The following is a 20,286-nucleotide window of genomic DNA, read 5'->3' as shown; positions in this document are numbered from 1 at the left end:
GGTCAGGCGGTGCGCGCGGCGGCAGGGCCGGCGGCCTGCTTGAGCAGCTGCACCAGCTGCGGACCCACGGCGGCGATGCTGTAGGTGCTCTCGGCGGCCTTGCGACCTGCGGCACCCATCCGCGAACGCAGCTCCGGTGAGGCGGCCAGTGTCTCGATGGACTGCGTCCATTCCTCGGGGCCGCTGACCAGAAAGCCGTGGACGCCGGACTGCACGATGTCGATGTTCATGCCGACCCGACTGCCGATGACCGGCAGGCCGGCCGCCATGTACTGGATGAGCTTGAAGCCGCACTTGCCCTGTTCCCAAGGCGTGTCTTCCAGCGGCATGATGCCCAGATGGGACTGGTTGAGTTCCCTGGCCTCGGTGTCGCTGGCCCAGGGGATGTGCACGCTCTGCACGCCGGGCCACTGCCGTGCCTCGGCGCCGATGACGCGCAGCTCCAGCGGGTAGCGGCTGGTGAGCTGCTCCAGCACCGGGCGGATGATTTCCAGATACTTGGAGGTGGAGGGCGAGCCGATCCAGACGATGCGTAGTGGATGGTCGGCCGAGATGACCGGTTGCTGCGGCGCTGGCAGGGGGCGGTACTTCTCGAAGTCGATGGTGCTGGGCAGGATCTCGACCCACGGAGCGCCGGCATTGCGGGCGCGTGCGGCCAGATAGCCGTTGCCGCACATGACCAGGCGGGCCCCCGCCATCAGGCGGTCGATCTTGTGGCCCAGCAGACGCCGCACCAGGGGATTTCCGGACTGGTCGTAGTTGTGGAAGATGGCGTCATCGAAATCCAGCACGTAGGGCACGCCATTGTCCAGCAGCCACTTTTCCAGTCCGAAGGGCAGGTAGGGCAGCAGCTCCTTCTCGATCCAGAGCAGGTCGAAGCGCCCGCTGCCGGTGATGGAGGGCATCTTCAGGATGCGCCGGGCCAGCAGCTGCAGGCGCTGCAGATTGATGCTCTGCCCGCCATACATGCGTTTCAGGTAGTCGTTGTCGAACAGCGGGAAGTGTTCGGTCTCGATGCCGGCCTGATGCAGCACGGGCAGGTACTGAAGGGTCCTGACGCGGGAGGAGGCTCCCTGGGTGTCGTAACGGGTCAGCAGCGCAATTCTGGGCATGGGAAACGCGGTCTCTCCGGCCTGGCGATCCGTGCGGAGGGCATGCGGCACGGATTGTCGTGAAGCGACGCCAGAGGAACCGGAAGAGAAAGATGTGTCGGTTCTTTTACTATGAAAGCATACCCTACGGATGTGCAGGGGCAACGACATGATGTATAGGATCTGTTACCCGGAATGACAATTCTGAAATGCCGGGTTGCATGTGTGTCACCCCATGAAAAACGCCCCTCGCGGGGCGCTTTTCATGGGGCGCATGGCAGTGTGATGCGGCCTGCCATGCGCGCCGGGTGCCAGGCAGTGACCTTCCGGGAAGGTCACTGCCTGAGCGGGCTGAAGGATCAGCCCTGGTGGCCTTCGCCGTAGAAGCCCTGGCCGTAGGTCTCGCCGTAGGTGTTGTACTCGCCGTAGTAGCGGCCGGCCTTCTCGAAGTCGTGGTTGTTGAGGATGACGCCGAGAATGCGGACGTTGGCGGCGGCGATGCGCTCCAGACCACGACGTGCCATGGGGATGAGCGTGGAGTTGGCCTTGACCACGTAGATGAGGCCCGTGGCGTTGGCCCCGATGGGCAGCGCGTCGGACACCAGCTCCAGCGGCGGGGTGTCGATGACGATCAGCTCGAAGTGCTCCTTCAGCTGCTCCAGCACGTCGGTGAAGCGCGGGCTCATGACCAGGTCATGCGCATTGCGGGCGCGGGTACCGGCCACCAGCACCGAGATGTCCAGGTCGTTGAGCGGCAGCACGCAGTTCTCCATGGGCTCGCCATGGAACAGGTCGCTCAGGCCCTTGGTGTTCTCGGGGATGTTGAGCATGCGGCGCACGGCGGGCTTGCGCATGTCGCAGTCGATCAGCAGCGTGCGCTTGGTGCGGCCCTGCTCGATGGCGAAGCTGGCCGCCATGGTGGACTTGCCCTCGCCCGGCAGGGTGGAGGTGAAGGCCACCACCGGCCGCTCGACGTTCATGAGGGACAGGCGCACGCCGGTGAGGGCAGAACGCACCGACTCGGAGAACAGCGACTGGGGCTGCAGGTGCTGCAGCATGGGCAGCTGCTTGGCATCTTCGCCGGTCAGCTTGGGCACGGCCACCAGCAGCGGGGCGCCCAGTTTTTCCTGGACTTCGTCACTGGAGCGGATGACGGCGTTCTTCTGCTCGCGGCTGATGGCCAGCATGGCGCCCAGCAGCGTGCCGATGAGCGCGGCCAGCAGGATGAGCTGCGGCTTGGGCGGCTTGGCGGCCAGCAGCGGCGGCACGGCCGGGTCGACCACGCGGGCAATCGGGTTCTGGAAGTCGGCCGTGGCGTCGGTTTCCTTCACCTTGGCCAGGAAGGTCTGGTAGATCTGCTGGTTCGTGGCCACTTCACGCTGCAGCACGTTCAGCTTGCCTTCCTTGCGGTTGATCTCCTGGATGTTGCCCTTGGAGGAAGCCACTTCCTGTTCCAGCGCACGCTCGGTCTCGCGGGCCACTTCATAGGCCTTGGAGATGCTGGAGATGACGGCCTCGGACTGCTTGCGCAGGCTGCTGCGGGCCAGTTCCAGTTCGCTCTGGGCCTGCTTGTAGGCCGGGTGCGAGGCACCCATGGAGCCGGCCACCTCGGCCATGCGCTTCTCGGCGTTGGCTTCGGCTGCACGGGCGGCCACCACGGCCGGGTTGTTGAAGACCTCGGGCACCTCGTAGCGGTTGCGGGAACCGCGCTGGACCTGGTGATAGACCTGTTCAAGGCGCTGGCGCTCGACGCGGGCCGCGATCAGGCGGTCGGAGGAGTTGTCGAGCTGACGCTCGTTGCCGCCCAGGGCCGACGTGGGCGTGGCCACCAGGCCGATCTCTTCACGATAGGCCTGCAGGTTGGCTTCGGCGTTTTCCAGGTCGGTGCGCAGCTGGTTCAGACGGTCGTTCAGCCAGCGGCTGGCGGTCTGCTGCATGTCGAAGCGCGCGTCCAGGTCGGCCGTGATGTAGGACTCGGCCGTCTGGTTGGCGATCTTGGCGGCCAGCACCGGATCCGGGGACTCGAAGCGGATCTCGACCAGCTGGCTGTTCTTGATGGGCGAGATGTCCAGGCCCGCCTTGTAGCGCATGAGGACCTGCTCTTCCAGGGCTTCCTGGGACAGTTCCTTCACGTTGCCCTCGGCGGCCTGTTCCTTGCCTTCGGGGGTGAGTTCGGGATTGAAGTAGGGGTTGTTCTCAAGGCCCAGTGCCTTGATGACGCGGATGCCCACTTCGCGCGAACGCATGAACTCGGCCTGCGTCTGGAAGAACTCGCGGCTGCCGGCGGGCACGCCATAGATCTCTTCCAGCGGCACCACGCTGCGCTTGTTGTTCTCGATGAGGATGGTGGCGCTGGCCTGATAGATGGGCGTCATCAGGTTGACGGCCACGGTGGCCAGCACCGTGACGACGGCCGCCGTGCCGAGCACCAGCCATTTACGTTCCCGGACGATGCTCAGATAGGTGCCGAAGGTGGGCGCCGCGCTGCGGACGAGTGCGACTCCGGGCCGTTGTGCGACCCCGACCGGCTCGGCCATGGGCAGGTCGTCGTCAACGGGAAACGGATTGGACATGTTCATAGTGGAAGGTTGCCGCGGTTCGATGGATATCGGAGGCAGACCGCTACGAGCGGACTGCGGGCTGTTTGTCTGGGGGTTGGCAGGGGCTCCGGGGGGACGTGAGGTCCATGGCGGGGCTCTTCCGGATGCCTGCGCGGGGCAGGCAGAGCCCCCGACGGGCGGGCGCCGGCCACGAGGGCTGACCCGGTAGACGGGCAGCATAGGCGCAAGCCCCTGTTTCTGCCAACACGGAATTATGCCGTCATTGACAAAAGTCTGTTGGAGATCGGCTTTGTCAGCGGGGTTATATAACCTTGCCGTGACATGGGTCACGCGCAGCGGTCCGGTGTGTTCCGGAAAGTGATGTCTGTCGGGCGGTCATTTCGGAGGTGCAGGCGGTCGAAGTGGAAAGTTTTCTGTCGTTTTCTTGGCCATCGCCACTATTTGAAACGTATGTGTAACCGAAACATGCGGATGGTTGGCACTTTTGAAAGAACCTATGTAACCTGCCGACACATGGCCACGTGGAGGCAGCGTGCATCATGTAGGGGTTCCGCGGCGACGGATTGCTGCTTGAAGCTATTGCATGGTGTTTTCGTTAGTGGCTGACTATGGTGAGATGCTCATCACCCTGGCTGTTGGGTGATCTGTGCGTTTCTTGGTCCCTGGCATGACGCGAACTGGCTATGCTTGGCTTTCCCGCGATGTTGAGCGGATGGTTTCCGACGGAGGGACCCGGTGCAAGGTGCAGCCAGAAGCTGCGCGGCCTGCCGGGCCTGTCCGGAATCGTTGGCAGCAACCCGCGAGCAATGGCCGATGTGCATCGATGTTCGCAGCACAACGCCGAGTGTTCGTGAAGGAGTCTTACCCTTGGTCTCAAATACCGTAAAAGTCCCAGACAGCCGCAAGATCCGCTTCGCGCTGGTGGGCTGTGGCCGCATTTCGGCCAATCACTTCGATGCGCTGGAAAAACACGCCGACCAGGCAGAACTGGTGGATGTCTGTGACATCGATCCGGAAGCCCTGCAGAAGGCGGTGGCGCGTACCGGCGCCCGGGGTCATGCCTCGCTGACCGACATGCTGAAGGAAACCACGGCCGACATCGTGGTGCTGACCACGCCTTCGGGCCTGCACTCGGAGCAGGCCATCGAGGTGGCGCGCAGCGGGCGTCATGTCATCAGCGAAAAGCCCATGGCCACCCGCTGGAAGGACGGCCTGGCCATGTACGCCGCCTGTCAGAAGGCCGGCGTGTACCTGTTCGTGGTGAAGCAGAACCGCAAGAACGCCACGCTGCAGGCGCTGCGCAATGCCATCCGTCAGGGCCGCTTCGGCAAGATCTACATGGCGGTGATCAACGTCTTCTGGACGCGGCCGCAATCGTACTACGACGCCGCCCCCTGGCGCGGCACCTGGGCGCTGGACGGTGGTGCCTTCATGAACCAGGCCAGCCACTACGTGGACCTGCTGGACTGGATGATCGGCCCCGTCGACCGGGTGCATGCCTACACGGCCACGCTGGCACGTGACATTGAGGCCGAGGACACCGGCGTGATGAGCGTGCGCTGGAAGAACGGTGCGCTGGGCAGCATCAACGTCACCATGCTGACCTATCCGAAGAACATGGAAGGCAGCATCGTGGTGCTGGGCGAGAAGGGCACCGTGAAGGTGGGCGGTGTGGCCGTCAACAAGATCGAGCACTGGGAGTTCGAGGACAAGCGTCCCGAGGACGAGCAGATCCTCAATTCGAACTACGAGACGGCTTCGGTGTATGGTTTCGGCCATCCGTTGTACTATCACAACGTCATCGAGGTGCTGCGCGGACGCGCCACGCCGGATACCGACGGCTCGCAGGGCCTGCGCTCGCTGGCACTGCTGTCGGCAGGCTATCGGTCGGCCTGGGAAGGCCGCGAGGTGGCCATCGATGAATTCAGGCAGGATGCCGTGGGCTCGGTCTGAGCGCTGCCCCGGCATGGCCGGGCCGGGCGCTCTGAGCCCGGCCGCCTGAACGCATGAGGAACCGGCCATCTGGCCGGTTTCGTTCTTTGGGCCGGGCTGGGTGCCGGGGGCCGGTGTTGCAACCGGGCCAGGCACGGGGCACGGCATAGGGTTTGGGCCGGCACAGGCCGGGAAGGCTGTCGGCCCCAGGCCGGCACGAACTGAGGACGGGATGATGATCGATCTGCATTGCCATTTGCTGCCGGGCGTGGATGACGGGTCACGGACGATGGAGGACGCGCTGGAGCTGGCGCGTGCGGCCGTGGCCAACGGCATCCATACGTCGGTGCTGACGCCTCATGTCTACCCCGGCGTGTTCGACAACCAGCGCTCGTCGCTGCTGCCCGTGTTTGCCGAGTACCGGCAGGCGCTGTGGGAAGCTGGCATTCCGCTGGACGTGCGGCTGGGCGGCGAGGTTCACCTGCATCCGGACGTGTTCGACATGTTCGCCCGGGGCGAGCTGCCCATGATCGGCGGGCTCAACGGCAAGAAGATGATGCTGCTGGAGTTTCCGGATGGGGCCATTCCGCACGGTTCGGATGTGGCCTGCCGGATGTTCGCCGATCAGGGGGTGCACTGGCTCATTGCCCACCCCGAGCGCAACAAGGCGGTGATGCGCAACCCGGACATCATCAAGCCCTTCGTGGACATGGGCTGCATGCTGCAGCTGACGGCGGCCTCGGTGGTTGGCGCCTTCGGGCGTTCGGCGGGGCAGACGGCGCACACGCTGCTGACGCGCGGGCTGGCGCATGTGGTGGCCAGCGATGCGCACAATCTGGCGCATCGGCCGCCGCGCATGGGCGAGGCACGCCGCTATCTGTCCCAGCATTTCGGCATGGGCATTGCCTACCGGCTGACGGAAGAAAACCCGGCGCGCATTCTGGCCGAACGGGTGGCCGAGCCGGGTGAGGAGCTGCCGCTGGCGCAGCCTCAACAGGCCACGCCGGCGGCTGCGCCGCAGGGCGTCATCCCGCAGCGCATGTACGCGAACTGAGCCCCCGTCAGGCCGCGCCCGGCTCCGCTTCAGGGGCCGGGGGCTGGGCCTGGAAGTGCTGAAGCCAGGCGGCCATGCCGCGGATGAGGTGCCGACGGGCCTCGATGCGGGTGAAGACGTGGTCGGTGTGGGGCACCATCTCGACGGCGAAGTGCGCCGGCTGGCCCAGGCGGCTGAAGATGTGGTGGTGATGGTGGCGCAGGTCGTAGCGGCCCATCAGCGTGTTGGCGTAGACCAGCCGGATGTTGACGCCGCGCTTGAGCAGGACCTCCAGGTCGTGCGCAAAGCGTGCGGGTGAAGGGGCCTGGCGCACGGTTTCCTCGGGAGCCGGCAGCGGCAGGGCGCTGGACTCGTTGGAGGCGTGTGGGGCACCCGCAATGCCCAATTTCTGGGCAATGCGGATCACGGCCCGGCGCAGGCCGTATTCGCGCAGCCGGCGCAGGGTGCGGAACATGCGCGAGAAGCGGTTGGGGAAGTAGTAGGGCTCCATCATGAAGAGCCCGACGATGCGCGGATCGTTCTGGGCCATCTGGAAGCCCGCGTCTGCGCCGGAGCACAGGCCAGCAATGAGAAAGCGGTCGGGCGCAAAGGGCGTGGTGGCCAGCAATGCCATGGCGTCCTCGATGGCAGCGCGGGTCTGGTCCTCGTGCGAGAGGCGGCTGCTGGTGAAGCCGCTGTCCCCCAGGCCGGGCAGGTCGAAGCGGATGGCGGTGAGTCCCTGGGCGGCGGCGGTGCGCGCCAGTTCGACGTTGAGCCGGTGGGGGCCCACGCGCGGCAGCATGCCGGCGTTGAGCAGGATGAGGCCGGGCTGGCTGCCGGGCCGGGCCGGCCTGTCGGCGGGCTGGGTGATGGTGCCGATCAGGCGCGCCTCGGGCCCGAAGCAGAGGGTTTCTTCACGATAGGGAATGACGGATGCATCCATGCCGGTCTCTCCGTGTTGGGAACTACTGCGCCTGGGGCGGGGCGGCCAGGGAGCTTTCCTTGGCCGGGGTGCCGGCGGGCTGGCTGCAGATTTCCAGCAGGGCAGCAATGGCTTCGTCGGGCACCCACTGGCTGTCCAGGGCGGTGTTGGAGGTCCATTCGACGGTGCTTTCGAGCAGGAGGTCCTGGAGCGGCGCGTCGTGGCTGCGGCAGTGGCCGATGAAGGTGTTGCGGCCCGGCAGGTCCTTGGTGCCCAGCAGGTCCAGCATGCTGCCGGCCGGAAGGGGAAGACCGTTCGGCCGGATGGCCTCAAGGTGCCGGCGGATGCGGGTGGTGAGGGCAAAGCCCAGGGCTTCGCTGGTGACGTTGCGCTGGCGGGTCCAGAACTCGTTCATCCGGGCCAGGTGTCCCAGGTACTGTTCGCCGTCCAGGACGGGTTCCCACAGGATGATGCGGCGCGGCCGGGGCAGGTCGCCGATGAGTTCGGCCGCCTGCAGGGCCAGGGTGGCGCCCAGGCGCAGTCCCATCCAGATGGTGGTCTGGCAGCCGCTGAGCTGGCGCAGGTGGACATCGGCCAGCAGGATGTCCTGCCGCCAGCGGGTGAGATGGCCGCTGCCGTCCTCGCCGGGGGAGTCTCCGGTACCGAAGTAGTCGAAGCGCAGCGAGGGCACACCCTGCCGGGACAGCCGTTCGGCCACCACGCGCAGCGAGCGCTGGGCGCGGATGGCTTCCTGGCCGAAGGGGTTGCAGATGAGCACGGCGGTCTCGGGCCGGGGCTCGGCAACGGGCTGGTAGATGCCGGCCAGCGCGCCGGCGTCACGTCCGATGCGCACCGGCCGGATGAAGGGCGGGCGCTGTCGTCGGGGCGCACCTGTGCCCGTACGGGGTGGGGTGGCAGGGGCGGGCGTGGCGGGCAGGCTGTCCGGCGGGGTCATCTCATTGGGCAAACAGGGGAGAGTCGACGATCACATCGAGGATGCGTTCGGCAGCGCGTCCGTCCCACAGCAGCGGACGCTTGCCCGAGGCTGGCTGCGAAAGGGCAGCACGAGCCACTTCCAGGATGTGGGCGGGGTTGGTTCCGGCCAGAACATTGGTTCCGTCGGTGATGGTGACGGGGCGCTCGGTGCTGTCACGCAGGGTGACGCAGCGCACGCCCACGGCGCTGGATTCCTCCTGCAGGCCGCCACTGTCGGTGAGGATGATCTGCGCATCCTTCCAGAGGCTGAGGAATTCCATGTAGGACAGCGGCGGTGTGGTGCGGATGTTCGGGCCGAGTTCGATGCGGTGCCTTTCCAGGCTGGCGCGGGTGCGCGGGTGCACCGGGAAGACCAGCGGCAGGTCCTTGGCCAGCGTGCGCAGCACGCCCACCATGCCGGCCAGCTTCTCGGGATGGTCGACGTTGGAGGGGCGGTGCAGTGTGACGACGCCATAGGGCGTGCTGCCCAGTTCGGCACGCAGGGCGGCGCCCCGGCCGCCGCTGGCAGGGTTGGCCTCCAGCCGCTGGATCTGATGGAAGAGGTTGTCGATCATCACGTTGCCGACGAAGTGGATGCGATCGGCGGGGTGCCCCTCGCGCAGCAGGGCCTCGTGGCCGGAGGGCTCGGTGACGAAGAACAGGTCGGTGATGGCGTCGGTGGCCAGCCGGTTGATTTCTTCAGGCATGCCGCGGTCGCCGCTGCGCAGGCCGGCCTCGACGTGGATGAGCACGCGCTGCAGCTTCTTGGCGGTGATGGCGGCGGCCAGCGTGGAGTTGACATCGCCCACCACCAGCACGCCGTGGGCGGGATGCTCGGTGAGTTCCCGCTCCATGGCCACCATGACCCGGGCGGTGACCTCGGCGTGGGTGCTGCCGCCGGCTTCGAGGCGGGTGTCGGGTTCGGGGATGCCCAGTTCCTCGAAGAAGATGCGGTTCATGCCCGGGTCGCTGTGCTGGCCGGTGTCGACCAGTCGGTGGCGCACCTTCCCGGCCCGCTTGCCGAATGCACGGATGAGCGGGGCGATCTTCATGAAGTTGGGCCGTGCGCCGGCAACCAGGGTGATGTCGATGGGGGTCATGTTGGACGGAGCGTGAACGGGAGCGTGAGCGTGTGGCGGTGGTGGACAGGGCTTCCGGCAGGGCCCGGGGGCGGAACCCGTGGGGCAGCCTGCCGGCGTCAGGGATGGCGTCAGCCGGTGAGGGTGGAGGGCGAATGGGCGCTGCCATGGCCACCGGTGAGGGTGGGGGAGGCAGGCACGTTGCCGGTGCCGCTGCTGCCGTCATGGCGCTGGGACGGAGCCATCTTCAGGCGCATGACGAGGCTCAGGTAGCGAGGCAGTGCCATCTGGCGGCGCCACCGCTTGGGGTTCTCCATGAGGCGGTAGAACCATTCCAGGCCCAGGTTGCGCCAGAAGGGGGGCGCGCGTCTGGCCACGCCGGAGAGCACGTCGATGGTGCCGCCCACGCCCTGGAAGAGGCCTACCGGCAGGTGGGTGCCGATGTCGGCCATCCAGCGTTCCTGGCGCGGGCTGCCCAGGCCCACGAACACGATGTCGGGGCGGGCCGCGGCAATGCGGGCAGCCACGGTGTCGGCGGCCTCGGGGCTGTAGAGGCGCGAGAGGTCTTCGAGGGTGCCGGGCGGCATGAAGCCGTGGCTGGCACCGGCAATGCGCAGGCGGGGCCAGGTGGCGCGGATGGTCTTGAGGGCGCCCGCGTTGGATTCGGGCGAGGCACCGTACAGGTAGATGGACAGGCCTTCGCGCTCGGCGCGGGTACAGAGTTCGGGCATGAGTTCCGAACCGGGCACGCGCTTGATGCGCACGCCGTTGAGGATGCGGGCACCGATGCAGGTGCCAATGCCGTCGGGGATGAGCACATCGGACTGCTGCAGCAGCTGGCGAATGACAGGATCCCGGTGCGACTGCATGGATTTCTCGGGATTCATGGCAAAGACCAGCGCCGGGCGACGGCCCGTGCTGCGGCATGTCTCGACCAGGTCGATACAGTGGTCGGCGATCTGCTCCATGGGCTGGATGATGACGTCCTGATGGAACAGCCGTGTGGTTCGGGGTTTGCTGGGCATCGGTTTCTCTGGCGGAAGCTGAAACGCCCTTGGGAAGGCCTGGACGGATACCGCCCCTTGCGTCCCGCCAGAGGACGCACCGGCTTGCGGGACGTTTTCAGGCCTTTCCTGGCAGCGGGCGCCGGACTTTCGGATTGCCCCAATCTCTCATGTTTGCCCCGGCCGGATCATCCCCAGATGTAAGTGTCTTCTCGCGGGTCTGTAAGTGAATATGGCTGTCTTTGTAAGGGATCGGCCCGAGAGACTGTCCCGTAGACAAACTTTTTCAAACCCGATGGAGACTGTTAGTTTGTAAGAAAGTTCCGAATAAATAGTGTGAGCTATTTCCTTGTGTGCTCAAGCTCTTGCGGTTTGATTCTGTTTGATGCTGGCGGCACGTGTTTCCAGCACCAGCAGCATGCCGATGAGCATGTTCTGGAACGAGTAGTCCATGGCCTGCAGGCTGCCGAAGACGCATAGCGCCACCAGGCAGGCCAGCCCGGCCGGATAGCCCAATCGGGCGTTTCGCCAGGCCAGTCGATAGGCCATGAAGAGGGTGATCATCAGCGACATGAAGCCGACGATGCCGTAGGCGCTGAGTTCATCGACGAAGGCGCTGTGGGCAATGAGGTGGCTGCCGTTCAGGCGCAGGTTGTTGTTCTTGGTGCCCTCGCGGCCCACGCCGAAGATGAGTTGCAGGGGCTCGCTTTCGGCCCAGCCTTGCAGGGCGCCGGCCTGCAGCGTGAGGCGGCCGCTGGTGAGGGTGTCGGCACTCGGGCCGCGGGTGTAGAGCGTCTGGCCGGTGAGCCGGTTCTGCACCATCTGGATCATCTCGGGCTTGACCATGGCGGTGACGAGCAGCGCCACGAAAACCAGGGCGACCGGGGCGGCCAGCAGCTTCAGCTTGCGGGTGAAGATGGCCACCAGGATGAGGCCGAGGATCATGCCCAGCAGGCCGGCGCGGGCCGTGGTGAGCACGCACAGGGCCAGGCAGCCCATGGCCAGTGCCAGGTAGAAGAGCGAGCGCTTGCCGGGAAAGCGCGCGGCCAGGGTGAAGGCGCTGATGCCGGCAATGGCGTGGGCGAGCGAAGCCGAGTGCTGGTTCTGGAAGACGCTGTTGTAGGCGGTGAGATCGATGCCCGAGACGGCCGCCAGCGACCACTGCAGGCCCACCGGCGGCAGGATGCCGGCCAGCAGCGGAATGGAGATGAGGCACAGAAAGAGCGGGAACACCCGCACGGCCAGATCGGCGACGGGGTACCAGCGCAGGGCCATCAGCGCCATCAGCATGACGGGCACGAACATGCGGTTGGACGACAGGTTGACCGAGTAGGCGACGTCGGGGATGCCCAGCGCGATGCCCCAGATGGGTCCGAAGCAGAAGAACAGATAGGCCCAGAAGAGCGAGGCCAGCGCCCGCGCCCCCATGGGCAGCGGGTGGGTCCAGATGATGAAGAGGGCCGGCAGGAAGACGGCGCTGCGCCAGAGCACCGCATACTTCACGCCCCCTACGCTCTGGGTCTCGAAGTAGGTCAGGAAGAAGTACAGGACCACCCAGAAGGCCCACGGCAGCCAGCCCTGCACGCGCTGCGGCGTGCGCAGGGACAGACCGGGGGCGACGATGAGGTCGGGGGTGGCTGCAGTGGATGCCATGGATTCGGTTCGGGGTGTGTGGGTGCCGCAAGCGCCCCGGTGTCCGCGTTGGCCGGACGGGGCGAGGTCCGGGCCGATGCAGGGTCAGCGGGGCGCAGGTTCAGGCAGGCATGGGTCCGGGCAGGTTGTCACTGGGGGGCGTCAGCAGCCTCGGCCACGGCTTCGGTCACCGCGACGGCTTCAGCCTCGGCTTCCCGGGCGTTGGCCGGGGCCGGCGGCCTGCCGATGCCGTACAGCTCGGCCGCGCGGCGGCGCAGTTCGTTCAGGTCGAAGACGATGAGCGTGAGATAGCCGATGTAGGCGCCGGCGCTGATCCAGGTGTAGTGCTCGTGGTGGGCGGCCCAGCTGGCCACCACCACGCCCAGCCCGAAGGCCGTGACGGCCTTGGTGACGTGGTAGGTCTTGGTGGCGCGGATGAGCAGCGGGGCCTGCAGGATGGCCTGGGCAAAGACCAGCGGCAGCAGGCCGGCGGCAATGCGCAGGTAGGTGGCCGAATCGGCGTACCGCTCACCGTAGATGCCCGTCATGAGCGGGTTGGCGATGAGATCGAGCATCAGCGTGAGCGCCAGGCCGATGCCGGCCGCAAACAGGGTGATGCCGATGTGATGGTTGCGGTTGATGAGGCCAGGCTTGAAGAGCGTCTTGGCGCCCACCACCACGGCCAGCATGGCGGCAAAGGCAAAGGCCGCTTCCAGCAGCGTCATGGCGGCGGCGTACTGCGACAGCACGTCGGCCGGCATGGTCTTGCCCAGCGTGACCCGGTCGATGCGCGACAGCGCCACCGAGGCGCTGGAGGCCACGGCCAGCGCCGCCCCCTGGGCGAACAGGCCGCGCATGAGCTTCCAGTCCACGAGGCTGGGGCGGATGCGCGCGTCGGAGAGCCAGTTGCGGCACAAGAGCGCACTCATGACGAGCATCTCGATGATCCAGCCCCAGACCACCCAGGTGACGGGACCGTTGACCCACATGACGATCATCACGATGCCCAGCCGCGAGAACATGGCCAGGATGCGGGCAATCTGCGGGAAGCGGAAGTTCTCGTGGGCATAGTATTCATGGACGGCCAGCGACACCGGCTGCCCGATGACCAGCTGCACGGCCCACAGGATGGCCAGCTGCAGGATGGTGGGATCGGGCATGGTGGCGCACCACAGCACCAGCGGCACGGCCGTGAGCAGGCCGCTGATGAGCTTGGCCGCCAGTGCGGTGTTCCAGAGCCGGGGCATGGTCTCGGCCGGCTCGGCGCAGATGCGCGGCAGCAGCACGCGTTCGCCCGAGATGCTGCCGATGGTGCCGAACACCAGCCACAGCGACATGGCAATCTGCCAGTTTGCGAAGGTGGCGTGGTCGAAGCGGCGGGCGATGTGGCTGGCAATCCAGAGGCCGATGAACATCTGGAGCACGCGCTCGGCCGCCAGCATGACGAAGGTGTAGAGCGAGGACTGGTGGGTGCGGTAGAAACTCTGCAGCTTGGTTTTCAGGCGCGCCATGGAGGAGGTGGCACGGACCGGCCGTGGCCGGCAGGGTGCCTGGCAAGAGTGAGGGAACGATGGCATGCGGCAGGTGACGGACCGGCATGCAACAGGCATGAAGGCTCCGGGCTGTGCACGATGTGAAAGCACGATACGGGCAGGGCGGAGTCCGGGCCGCAGTGCGGCACATGCGGGAAAGCGCCCGAGTATTGCTGAACGCCAGTCAGATGGGCAGGCAGGAAATCACCCGAGAACGTTGATATTAAGGGGGCTCCCTGTTAACGAGGGCGCGACGGTGTAAGAAGTGCTGCAATCTGCAAAATTGATGTGAACTCTGTCCTGCGAGGCTGCACGCGTCCGGCCGGGGCTCGCCTACAATCTTTATCCTTCATGTCGTGCTCTGAATGCCCATTTTCAGGGCATGGCGTAAAATTGTTCGACGCGCGGTAACGGGGTATCTTCTGCGCGTGCGCGTTCTCCTCACTTCCCAGTCACAGTTGCACTTCGTTCCGGTGTCCTTCCATGCCTGATCTTGACCTGGGGGCCTTCCTGGCCTCGTTTCCCTGGACGACATTCCTGGTCGGAGCGTTGCTGTCCCTGTTCCTGATGCTGGCGCTCAAGCCGGTGGCTCGCCGCACCGGCTGGGTGGACAAGCCCAACTTCCGCAAGGCCCACAAGGGCGAGATCCCGCTCATCGGCGGCTGGTCCATCCTGGCCGTGGCCGTGCTGCTGCAGCTGGCGGCGCCGGCCGGACAGCGCGCCCCGCTGGGCTACTGGGTGGGCGGCATCCTGCTCTTCGTGGTGGCCATGCTCGACGACCGCAACCCCATCCGGGCGCGCTATCGCGCCATGGTGCAGCTGGGGGCGGCACTGGCCGGCGTGACGCTGGGCGGACAGATCCTGCCCTCGGTGGGCGACGTGCTGGGCATCGGCAACGTGTCGGCCTGGTGGATCATGTTCCCCGTCAGCATCATCGGCACGGTGGCGGTCATCAATGCTGTCAACTTTACCGACGGCGCGGACGGCCTGTGCGGCGGTCTGGGCTTCATCAGCCTGTTCTGGTTCATGGTGGCGCTGATGATCTCCTCGCGCCATGCCGCCATGCTGAGCGTGGAGCCGACGCCCTACGCGGGCAGCATGATCCCGCTGGCCGCGGCGCTGCTGGGCGGCATTGCGGGCTTCCTGTGGTTCAACCTGCGCAGCCCCTTCCGGCGCAAGGCCGCCGCCTTCCTGGGCGACAGCGGCAGCATGCTGCTGGGCTTCACGCTGGCCTGGTATGCCATTCACGTCACCTCGGCCTACGGTGCCGCCAGCGTCAAGCCGGTGGTGTGCCTGTGGGTGGTGGCCGTGCCGCTGGCCGACTCGGCTTCCTGCATCATCCGCCGCATCCTGGCCGGCGTCACTCCCATGACGCCCGACATGAAGCACCTGCACCACCTGGTGCAGCGGCTGGGCTGCACGGCCGGTCAGGCGGTGTTCGTCATCCACGTGGCGGCCTTCTGCTGCGGCTTGGTGGGTGTGACCGGCTGGGCGCTGGGCGTGTCCGAACCGGTGCTGTTCGGCACCTTTGTGGCGGCGCTGCTGGCCTTCATCGGCTGGACCAACTGGATCTGGCGGCGCATCGACCGCGAGGATGAAGCCGCGGGCCGCCCCGTCAGCGGCCGGCCCACGACGACGCAACCGGCGGCTGCTGGCGCCGACACGCCGGCACAGGCCGCTTCCGACAAGAAGGCAGGTGTGCTCTGAAAGGTAGACCTGCCCCGGACGCGGGCCAGCCTCGCGTTGCCGTCATCGGTGGCGGAACCGGCCTGCCGGTGATCCTGCGCGGGCTGAAGACGCTGGACGTGGACATCTCGGCCATCGTGACGGTGGCCGATGACGGCGGCAGCAGCGGCATCATCCGCGACTACATCGACGTGGTGCCGCCGGGCGACATCCGCAACTGCATCTGCGCGCTGGCCGATCTGGACCCGCTGATGCTGGAGCTGTTCCAGTATCGCTTCGACACCGACGATGCCTTCCTGTCGGGCCATGCCATCGGCAACCTGCTCATTGCCGCGCTGAAGGAGATGCGCGGCTCCATTTCCGAGGCGCTGGCGCTGCTGTCGGCCTGGATGCAGGTCAAGGGACGGATCCTGCCGGCTGCGCCCGAGCCGCTGGTGCTGCATGCCACCTTCGCCGATGGCAGCTGCGTCAGCGGTGAATCGAAGATCGGGCTGTGCCGCAAGCCCATCCGCCAGGTGGCGCTGACCACCATGCAGGGCGAACCCGCCCGCAACGCTTCGCCCCAGGTGGCGGAGGCCATCCTGAATGCCGACCTGGTGGTGCTGGGGCCGGGCAGTCTTTATACGAGCATCCTGCCCAATCTGCTGGTGGAAGAGATTGGCGAGGCCATCTGCCGTACGACGGCCGAGGTGGTCTATATATGTAACATAATGACCCAGTTGGGCGAGACTGAGAATTTTACCGACGCCGATCATGTTAACGTGTTGCATGAACATTTGAAGCGTCCGTTCATCGATACGGTATTGGTGAATATCGGCGAAGTTCCGCCCGATTACCTGGGCAATCAGCCCAATGATGAAAGCTGGCGACAGGTCGCTCATGATCCCGATGCGCTGCGTCACGCCGGATGTCGGGTGGTTGCCGGCAATTTCTTACGCATGCAGGACGGCGGCGCTTATCACGACACGCATCGGGTGCTGCAAGAGTTACGTCATTTACTAGAAGCGACAAACGGGTTTCGAAAAATCCAGTAAAACTATCCCGTTCGGGGCTCCTTGTGGCCCCTGTCCCACAATTAGGGGAAGACCTGAAAGCGTTCGGGCCTTCCCCTGATGCTTTTTCCGATGGGGGCCGTGCCGTGGCAGCGGCCCGATTCCGTCATTCCGTCACACGGTGCCGTGCAGGCGGCGCTGCGCTTCGCACAGAGGGAGTTTCATGGCAGATTCGCCATCCATCGTGGTTTCCACCGGGCCCGCGCGCGGCCTGGTGGGCGGGGTTGCGCGTCACATGCTGATTCTGGAAGAAATCGCGCAGCATCTGCCGGTCCGGCTGGATTATTTCCAGATCGGACGGCGCCCCGAAGAAAAGGGTGCCTGGGCGCAATTGCGTCGGCTGGTGGTCGATTACCTCGAATTTGCACGCCGCCTGAAAAAGGCCAAGGCCGAAGGCGGCCCGGTGGTGGCGCACGTCAACAGTTCGGTGCGCCCGGTCTGCGTGGTGCGTGACGGCGGATTCGTGCTGCTGTCGCGTCTTCTGCGCGTGCCCGTCATTTATCAGGTGCATGGCTGCATGCTGCATGGCCCCGATGACGGCCGCACCTGGCTGCGGCGCATCACCCGCTGGGTGCTGAACCTTTCTGACCGGGTGGTGGTGCTGAGCCCGGCCCAGTCCCGGGCCATTGGTGGGCGGGCGGCCATGGCCGCCGTGGCTGTCAATAATGCCGTCTTCATGGAACCGGTGCCCGAGCGCACGCCCGGCGGGCATGATCCCTTCCGCATCCTGTACCTGGCCCGCTTCGTGCCTGAAAAGGGCGTCATGCAGTGTCTGGACGCCATGAAGATCCTGCGGGATCGTGGCGTGCAGGTGCGTCTGCAGCTCTGTGGCGCCGGTCCGCTGGAATCCGAGATTCCCGGGCGCATTGCCGCGCTGGGGCTTCAGGACTGCGTGGAGCTGGTGGGCCGGGTGCCGGCCGAGCAGACCCGTGCGAAGCTGGCTGAAAACGACCTGCTGTGGCTGCCGTCGCAGCACCCGGAAGGGCAGCCCTATGTGCTGATGGAGGCCCTGGAGGCCGGCATGCCGGCCATGATCTCCCGGGCCGGCGAAGTGGTGGGCGACATGATTGACGGTGCTGCGAAGCGCGGCGGCGCGCTCATCGAGGCGCAGCCCACCGGCGCATCGTTTGCCGAGCTGACCGAGGCGCTGGTGCGCGACCGCGCCCGCTATCAGGCGCTGGTCGAGGCTGCGCGGCGCGAGGCCGAGGCCACCTACTCGATGGAGGCCGTGCTGCCCAAATGGCAGCAGGTCTGGAACATGGCGCAACCGGTGGGCGCCGCGCCCGCCCGCGCCTGAGGGCCATGCGTTCGGCCCTCGAAGGCATCACATCGGCATCGGGCACTCCACCGGGGGCGCTCGGCGTCCGCATCACCCGGTCCTGGGCCGGGCCTGGCCGGCGCAGGGGCAGCGCCGCCGCTGGATGACCCTGATACTCATTTGGAGCGGCCCCAGCCGCATCGACTGACTGTGAACAATCCTGATCGCAACCAGATGGTGCCGGTGGCACCTTCCTTTCTTTCCCCCTTCGACGTGGCCCCGTCAACCACCCATGTGGTGCCCGAGGCCGCCAACAGCACGCCCGTCATCGTCGACTACTGGCGGCTGATCGTGCGCGAGCGCCGCCACCTGCTGGTGCCGGTGCTGCTGGCGGCCCTCATCGCCCTGGTGGTGGGCCTGCGCACCACGCCGGTCTATGAGGCGACCTCGTCCGTCACCTTCGAGTCCACCAAGGGCCCCGTGTCCATTCAGGATGTGGGCGGCGGCCTGGCCAACGTGTCGGTGGAAGATGGCGCGTCCGAGTTCCTGGAGACCTCGGATGTGGCGCTGCGCGTCATCCGTGACCTGAACCTCACGTCGCGCCCCGAGTTCGTGGCCTCCGGCCCGCTGCAGAACCTCATTGCCGACATCCGTGCGGCCTGGTCGGCCAAGGAGCCGACCACCGAGAACCAGCTGGAAGAGCGGGCGCTCAACTACTTCCACGACCACCTGAAGGTGGTGAAGGTGCACCAGCGGCCGCTGGTGAAGGTCTCGTTCCAGTCGCAGGACCCGCAACTGGCGGCGGCCATCGTCAACCAGGTGCCGGCAGCCTTCATCCGCGCCGACATGGATGCCCGCTATTCCGCCACCCGTGAGGCCGACCAGTGGCTGAACGAGCGGCTGGCGCAGCTCAAGGCCAATCTGGACCGCTCCGAGCAGGCGCTGGCCGAGTACCGGCGCGTCAACGGCATCGTGGCACGGGACAGCGACGAGGGTTCCGATCGGCAGATCTCCATCCTGAACCAGCGGCTGATCGATGCGCGCGGCCGGCTGGCAGCCGCCCAGGATGCCCAGAAGCAGGCTTCCAGCAGTGACTGGGGGCGCGTGATGGGCACGCCGGCCATTGCCAACAATCCGGCCGTGGCCCGTGCCCGCGAGCTTCAGAGCGGTGCCGAGGCGCGCCTGGCCGAGCTGCGCAGCCAGATGGGCGAGGCGCACCCGCAGTACCGCAAGGCGGCCTCCGAGCTGACCCAGGCCCAGGACGACCTGCGCCGGCAGGTGGAAGCGGCCCGACGCGAGATCGGTGGCGAGCTGGAAGCGGCACGTGCCAACGAGCGCCAGATTGCGGCCAGCCTGGCCGCGGCCCGCCAGACCTACCAGAACCTGGGCAGCAAGGAGATTGCCGCCCGCCAGATGGAGCAGGAGGTCCAGACCAACCGCCAGCTGTACCAGACCTTCCTGGGACGCCTGCGCGAGGTGACGGCCGCCGGCGACTTCGTGAAGCCGCCGGCACGGCTGGTGGACCCGGCCCAGGTGCCCACCTCACCGGTCAAGCCGCAGCTGGTGCTGATGACCGCCATCGGCGCGCTGCTGGGCCTGCTGGTGGGCTTCTTCGCCATCGTGCTGATGGACCAGATCCGCAACACGCTGCGCCGCACCGATGATGTGGAGACCAAGCTGGGCCGGCCGCTGCTCACCGCCATTCCGAAGCTCTCGGGGGCGAGCACGAGAAAGATCGCCCGCATGCAGACGCTGATGCCCGATTCCCTCTATGCCGAGGCCATCCGCACGCTGGCCACCTCGGTGGCACTGGCCGGCATGGAAAAGGACATGAAGGTCGTGGCCATCAGTTCGGCCATGGACGACGAGGGCAAGACGGCGGTGGCCTGCAACCTGGCCGCGGCCCTGGCGACCACGCGGCGAGTGCTGCTGCTGGATGCCGACCTGCGGCGTCCGTCGGTGAGTGCAGCCATGGGGCTGCCCCCGGGCACGCCGGGTCTGGTGCAGCTGCTGACGCGCCGCGCATCGCTGGATCAGTGCATCAAGAGCGTGCGCAGTTCACCGCTGCGGGTGCTGCCGGCAGGCCGCGCTGCCAGCAATGCGCTGGACCTGCTGATGAGCTCCCGCTTCGACAAGCTGATCGCCGAGCTGAAGAAGCACTTCGACACCATCATCATCGACTGCCCGCCCGTGCAGTTGGTTTCTGACACACTTGTACTGGGCCGTGCAGCCTCCAGCATGATCTTTGTTGCTCGTTCTGACAGTACGCCGCTGCAAGTTACGCGTCGTGCGTTGCATCGCATAGACAAAGCCGGTATACCAGTACTGGGGGTTGCGCTCAACGCTCACGACTTCGCTCAGGCCGACCGTTTCTACGGTGAAAGCTCGGGTTACGGTCACGATTACGCCTATGCCTATGGGCGTAGCGGGGAAAGGCGGCGCAGCAGCGGTAGCAGGTCTTCTTCGGTTCCAACAGTCACTCAGGTTGCCCCCGATACCCAGACAACCTGATGGCGGACAGGTATGAAG

The 20,286-nt window shown here is 66.3% G+C and carries 14 protein-coding genes; 6 read left to right on the top strand and 8 right to left on the bottom strand.

The genetic code is table 11. The features are described 5' to 3' along the window. Positions 1 to 2: 2 nt before the first annotated feature. Together EL249_RS01500 and EL249_RS01495 are read right to left on the bottom strand one after the other, a co-directional pair. On the bottom strand, positions 3 to 1,112 hold the full coding sequence (locus tag EL249_RS01500) for a glycosyltransferase family 4 protein (protein ID WP_005674804.1): 1,110 nt from the start codon (positions 1,110 to 1,112) through the stop codon (positions 3 to 5). Between the two features lie 338 nt (positions 1,113 to 1,450). Further along, the gene (locus EL249_RS01495) at positions 1,451 to 3,664 is read right to left on the bottom strand and encodes a GumC family protein (RefSeq protein ID WP_169311702.1); all 2,214 of its coding nucleotides are present in this window, start codon (positions 3,662 to 3,664) and stop codon (positions 1,451 to 1,453) included. Positions 3,665 to 4,519: 855 nt separating this feature from the next. On the opposite strand from EL249_RS01495, the gene EL249_RS01490 reads away from it, so the two are divergent. Together EL249_RS01490 and EL249_RS01485 are read left to right on the top strand one after the other, a co-directional pair. Then, positions 4,520 to 5,605, top strand: a complete 1,086-nt coding sequence (locus EL249_RS01490) for a Gfo/Idh/MocA family protein (protein ID WP_005674807.1) — start codon at positions 4,520 to 4,522, stop codon at positions 5,603 to 5,605. A gap of 211 nt (positions 5,606 to 5,816) precedes the next feature. Further along, positions 5,817 to 6,638, top strand: a complete 822-nt coding sequence (locus EL249_RS01485) for a tyrosine-protein phosphatase (RefSeq protein ID WP_005674808.1) — start codon at positions 5,817 to 5,819, stop codon at positions 6,636 to 6,638. 7 nt (positions 6,639 to 6,645) lie between these two features. Here the strand turns inward: EL249_RS01485 and EL249_RS01480 are convergent, their stop codons facing one another. The 6 genes from EL249_RS01480 to EL249_RS01455 form a co-directional block, all read right to left on the bottom strand. Beyond that, positions 6,646 to 7,560 (bottom strand): alpha/beta hydrolase family protein, encoded by a 915-nt coding sequence (locus EL249_RS01480; RefSeq protein ID WP_005674809.1) that lies wholly within the window; start codon positions 7,558 to 7,560, stop codon positions 6,646 to 6,648. A gap of 22 nt (positions 7,561 to 7,582) precedes the next feature. Then, complete coding sequence (locus EL249_RS01475) at positions 7,583 to 8,494, bottom strand: alpha/beta hydrolase family protein (protein WP_050781980.1); 912 nt, start codon at positions 8,492 to 8,494, stop codon at positions 7,583 to 7,585. A 1-nt stretch (position 8,495) separates the two neighbouring features. Then, complete coding sequence (gene wecB / locus EL249_RS01470) at positions 8,496 to 9,614, bottom strand: non-hydrolyzing UDP-N-acetylglucosamine 2-epimerase (RefSeq protein WP_005674811.1); 1,119 nt, start codon at positions 9,612 to 9,614, stop codon at positions 8,496 to 8,498. A 110-nt stretch (positions 9,615 to 9,724) separates the two neighbouring features. Further along, positions 9,725 to 10,618, bottom strand: a complete 894-nt coding sequence (locus EL249_RS01465; protein WP_005674812.1) for a WecB/TagA/CpsF family glycosyltransferase — start codon at positions 10,616 to 10,618, stop codon at positions 9,725 to 9,727. Positions 10,619 to 10,954: 336 nt separating this feature from the next. Beyond that, complete coding sequence (locus EL249_RS01460) at positions 10,955 to 12,250, bottom strand: O-antigen ligase family protein (RefSeq protein WP_005674813.1); 1,296 nt, start codon at positions 12,248 to 12,250, stop codon at positions 10,955 to 10,957. Positions 12,251 to 12,378: 128 nt separating this feature from the next. Beyond that, positions 12,379 to 13,740 (bottom strand): MATE family efflux transporter, encoded by a 1,362-nt coding sequence (locus EL249_RS01455; protein WP_005674814.1) that lies wholly within the window; start codon positions 13,738 to 13,740, stop codon positions 12,379 to 12,381. A 504-nt stretch (positions 13,741 to 14,244) separates the two neighbouring features. Between EL249_RS01455 and EL249_RS01450 the strand changes: the two genes are divergently transcribed. From EL249_RS01450 to EL249_RS01435, 4 genes are all read left to right on the top strand, one after another. Beyond that, positions 14,245 to 15,468: an MraY family glycosyltransferase gene (locus EL249_RS01450; RefSeq protein WP_005674815.1), complete on the top strand. Its 1,224-nt coding sequence runs from the start codon at positions 14,245 to 14,247 to the stop codon at positions 15,466 to 15,468. Then, positions 15,465 to 16,481, top strand: a complete 1,017-nt coding sequence (locus EL249_RS01445; RefSeq protein ID WP_040530199.1) for a uridine diphosphate-N-acetylglucosamine-binding protein YvcK — start codon at positions 15,465 to 15,467, stop codon at positions 16,479 to 16,481. Before EL249_RS01450 ends, EL249_RS01445 begins: the two co-directional genes overlap by 4 nt. 181 nt (positions 16,482 to 16,662) lie before the next feature. Beyond that, a complete protein-coding gene (locus tag EL249_RS01440) occupies positions 16,663 to 17,796 on the top strand; it encodes a glycosyltransferase family 4 protein (protein WP_040530201.1) in 1,134 nt (377 codons plus the stop codon). Positions 17,797 to 17,967: 171 nt separating this feature from the next. Continuing rightward, on the top strand, positions 17,968 to 20,268 hold the full coding sequence (locus tag EL249_RS01435; RefSeq protein ID WP_126348036.1) for a GumC family protein: 2,301 nt from the start codon (positions 17,968 to 17,970) through the stop codon (positions 20,266 to 20,268). The last annotated feature ends 18 nt before the right edge of the window (positions 20,269 to 20,286 follow it).

This window comes from Lautropia mirabilis (assembly GCF_900637555.1).
GTDB classification, from domain to species: Bacteria; Pseudomonadota; Gammaproteobacteria; order Burkholderiales; family Burkholderiaceae_E; genus Lautropia; species Lautropia mirabilis.
This window is presented reverse-complemented; position numbering and strand designations above follow the sequence as displayed.

Bases quoted from the DNA above. Each gene is read 5' to 3' on its own strand.
- EL249_RS01500 (WP_005674804.1), bottom strand. From the start codon at position 1,112: ATGCCCAGAATTGCGCTGCTGACCCGTTACGACACCCAGGGAGCCTCC.
- EL249_RS01495 (WP_169311702.1), bottom strand. From the start codon at position 3,664: ATGTCCAATCCGTTTCCCGTTGACGACGACCTGCCCATGGCCGAGCCG.
- EL249_RS01485 (WP_005674808.1), top strand. From the start codon at position 5,817: ATGATGATCGATCTGCATTGCCATTTGCTGCCGGGCGTGGATGACGGG.
- EL249_RS01480 (WP_005674809.1), bottom strand. From the start codon at position 7,560: ATGGATGCATCCGTCATTCCCTATCGTGAAGAAACCCTCTGCTTCGGG.
- EL249_RS01475 (WP_050781980.1), bottom strand. From the start codon at position 8,494: ATGACCCCGCCGGACAGCCTGCCCGCCACGCCCGCCCCTGCCACCCCA.
- wecB (WP_005674811.1), bottom strand. From the start codon at position 9,614: ATGACCCCCATCGACATCACCCTGGTTGCCGGCGCACGGCCCAACTTC.
- EL249_RS01465 (WP_005674812.1), bottom strand. From the start codon at position 10,618: ATGCCCAGCAAACCCCGAACCACACGGCTGTTCCATCAGGACGTCATC.
- EL249_RS01460 (WP_005674813.1), bottom strand. From the start codon at position 12,250: ATGGCATCCACTGCAGCCACCCCCGACCTCATCGTCGCCCCCGGTCTG.
- EL249_RS01455 (WP_005674814.1), bottom strand. From the start codon at position 13,740: ATGGCGCGCCTGAAAACCAAGCTGCAGAGTTTCTACCGCACCCACCAG.
- EL249_RS01450 (WP_005674815.1), top strand. From the start codon at position 14,245: ATGCCTGATCTTGACCTGGGGGCCTTCCTGGCCTCGTTTCCCTGGACG.
- EL249_RS01440 (WP_040530201.1), top strand. From the start codon at position 16,663: ATGGCAGATTCGCCATCCATCGTGGTTTCCACCGGGCCCGCGCGCGGC.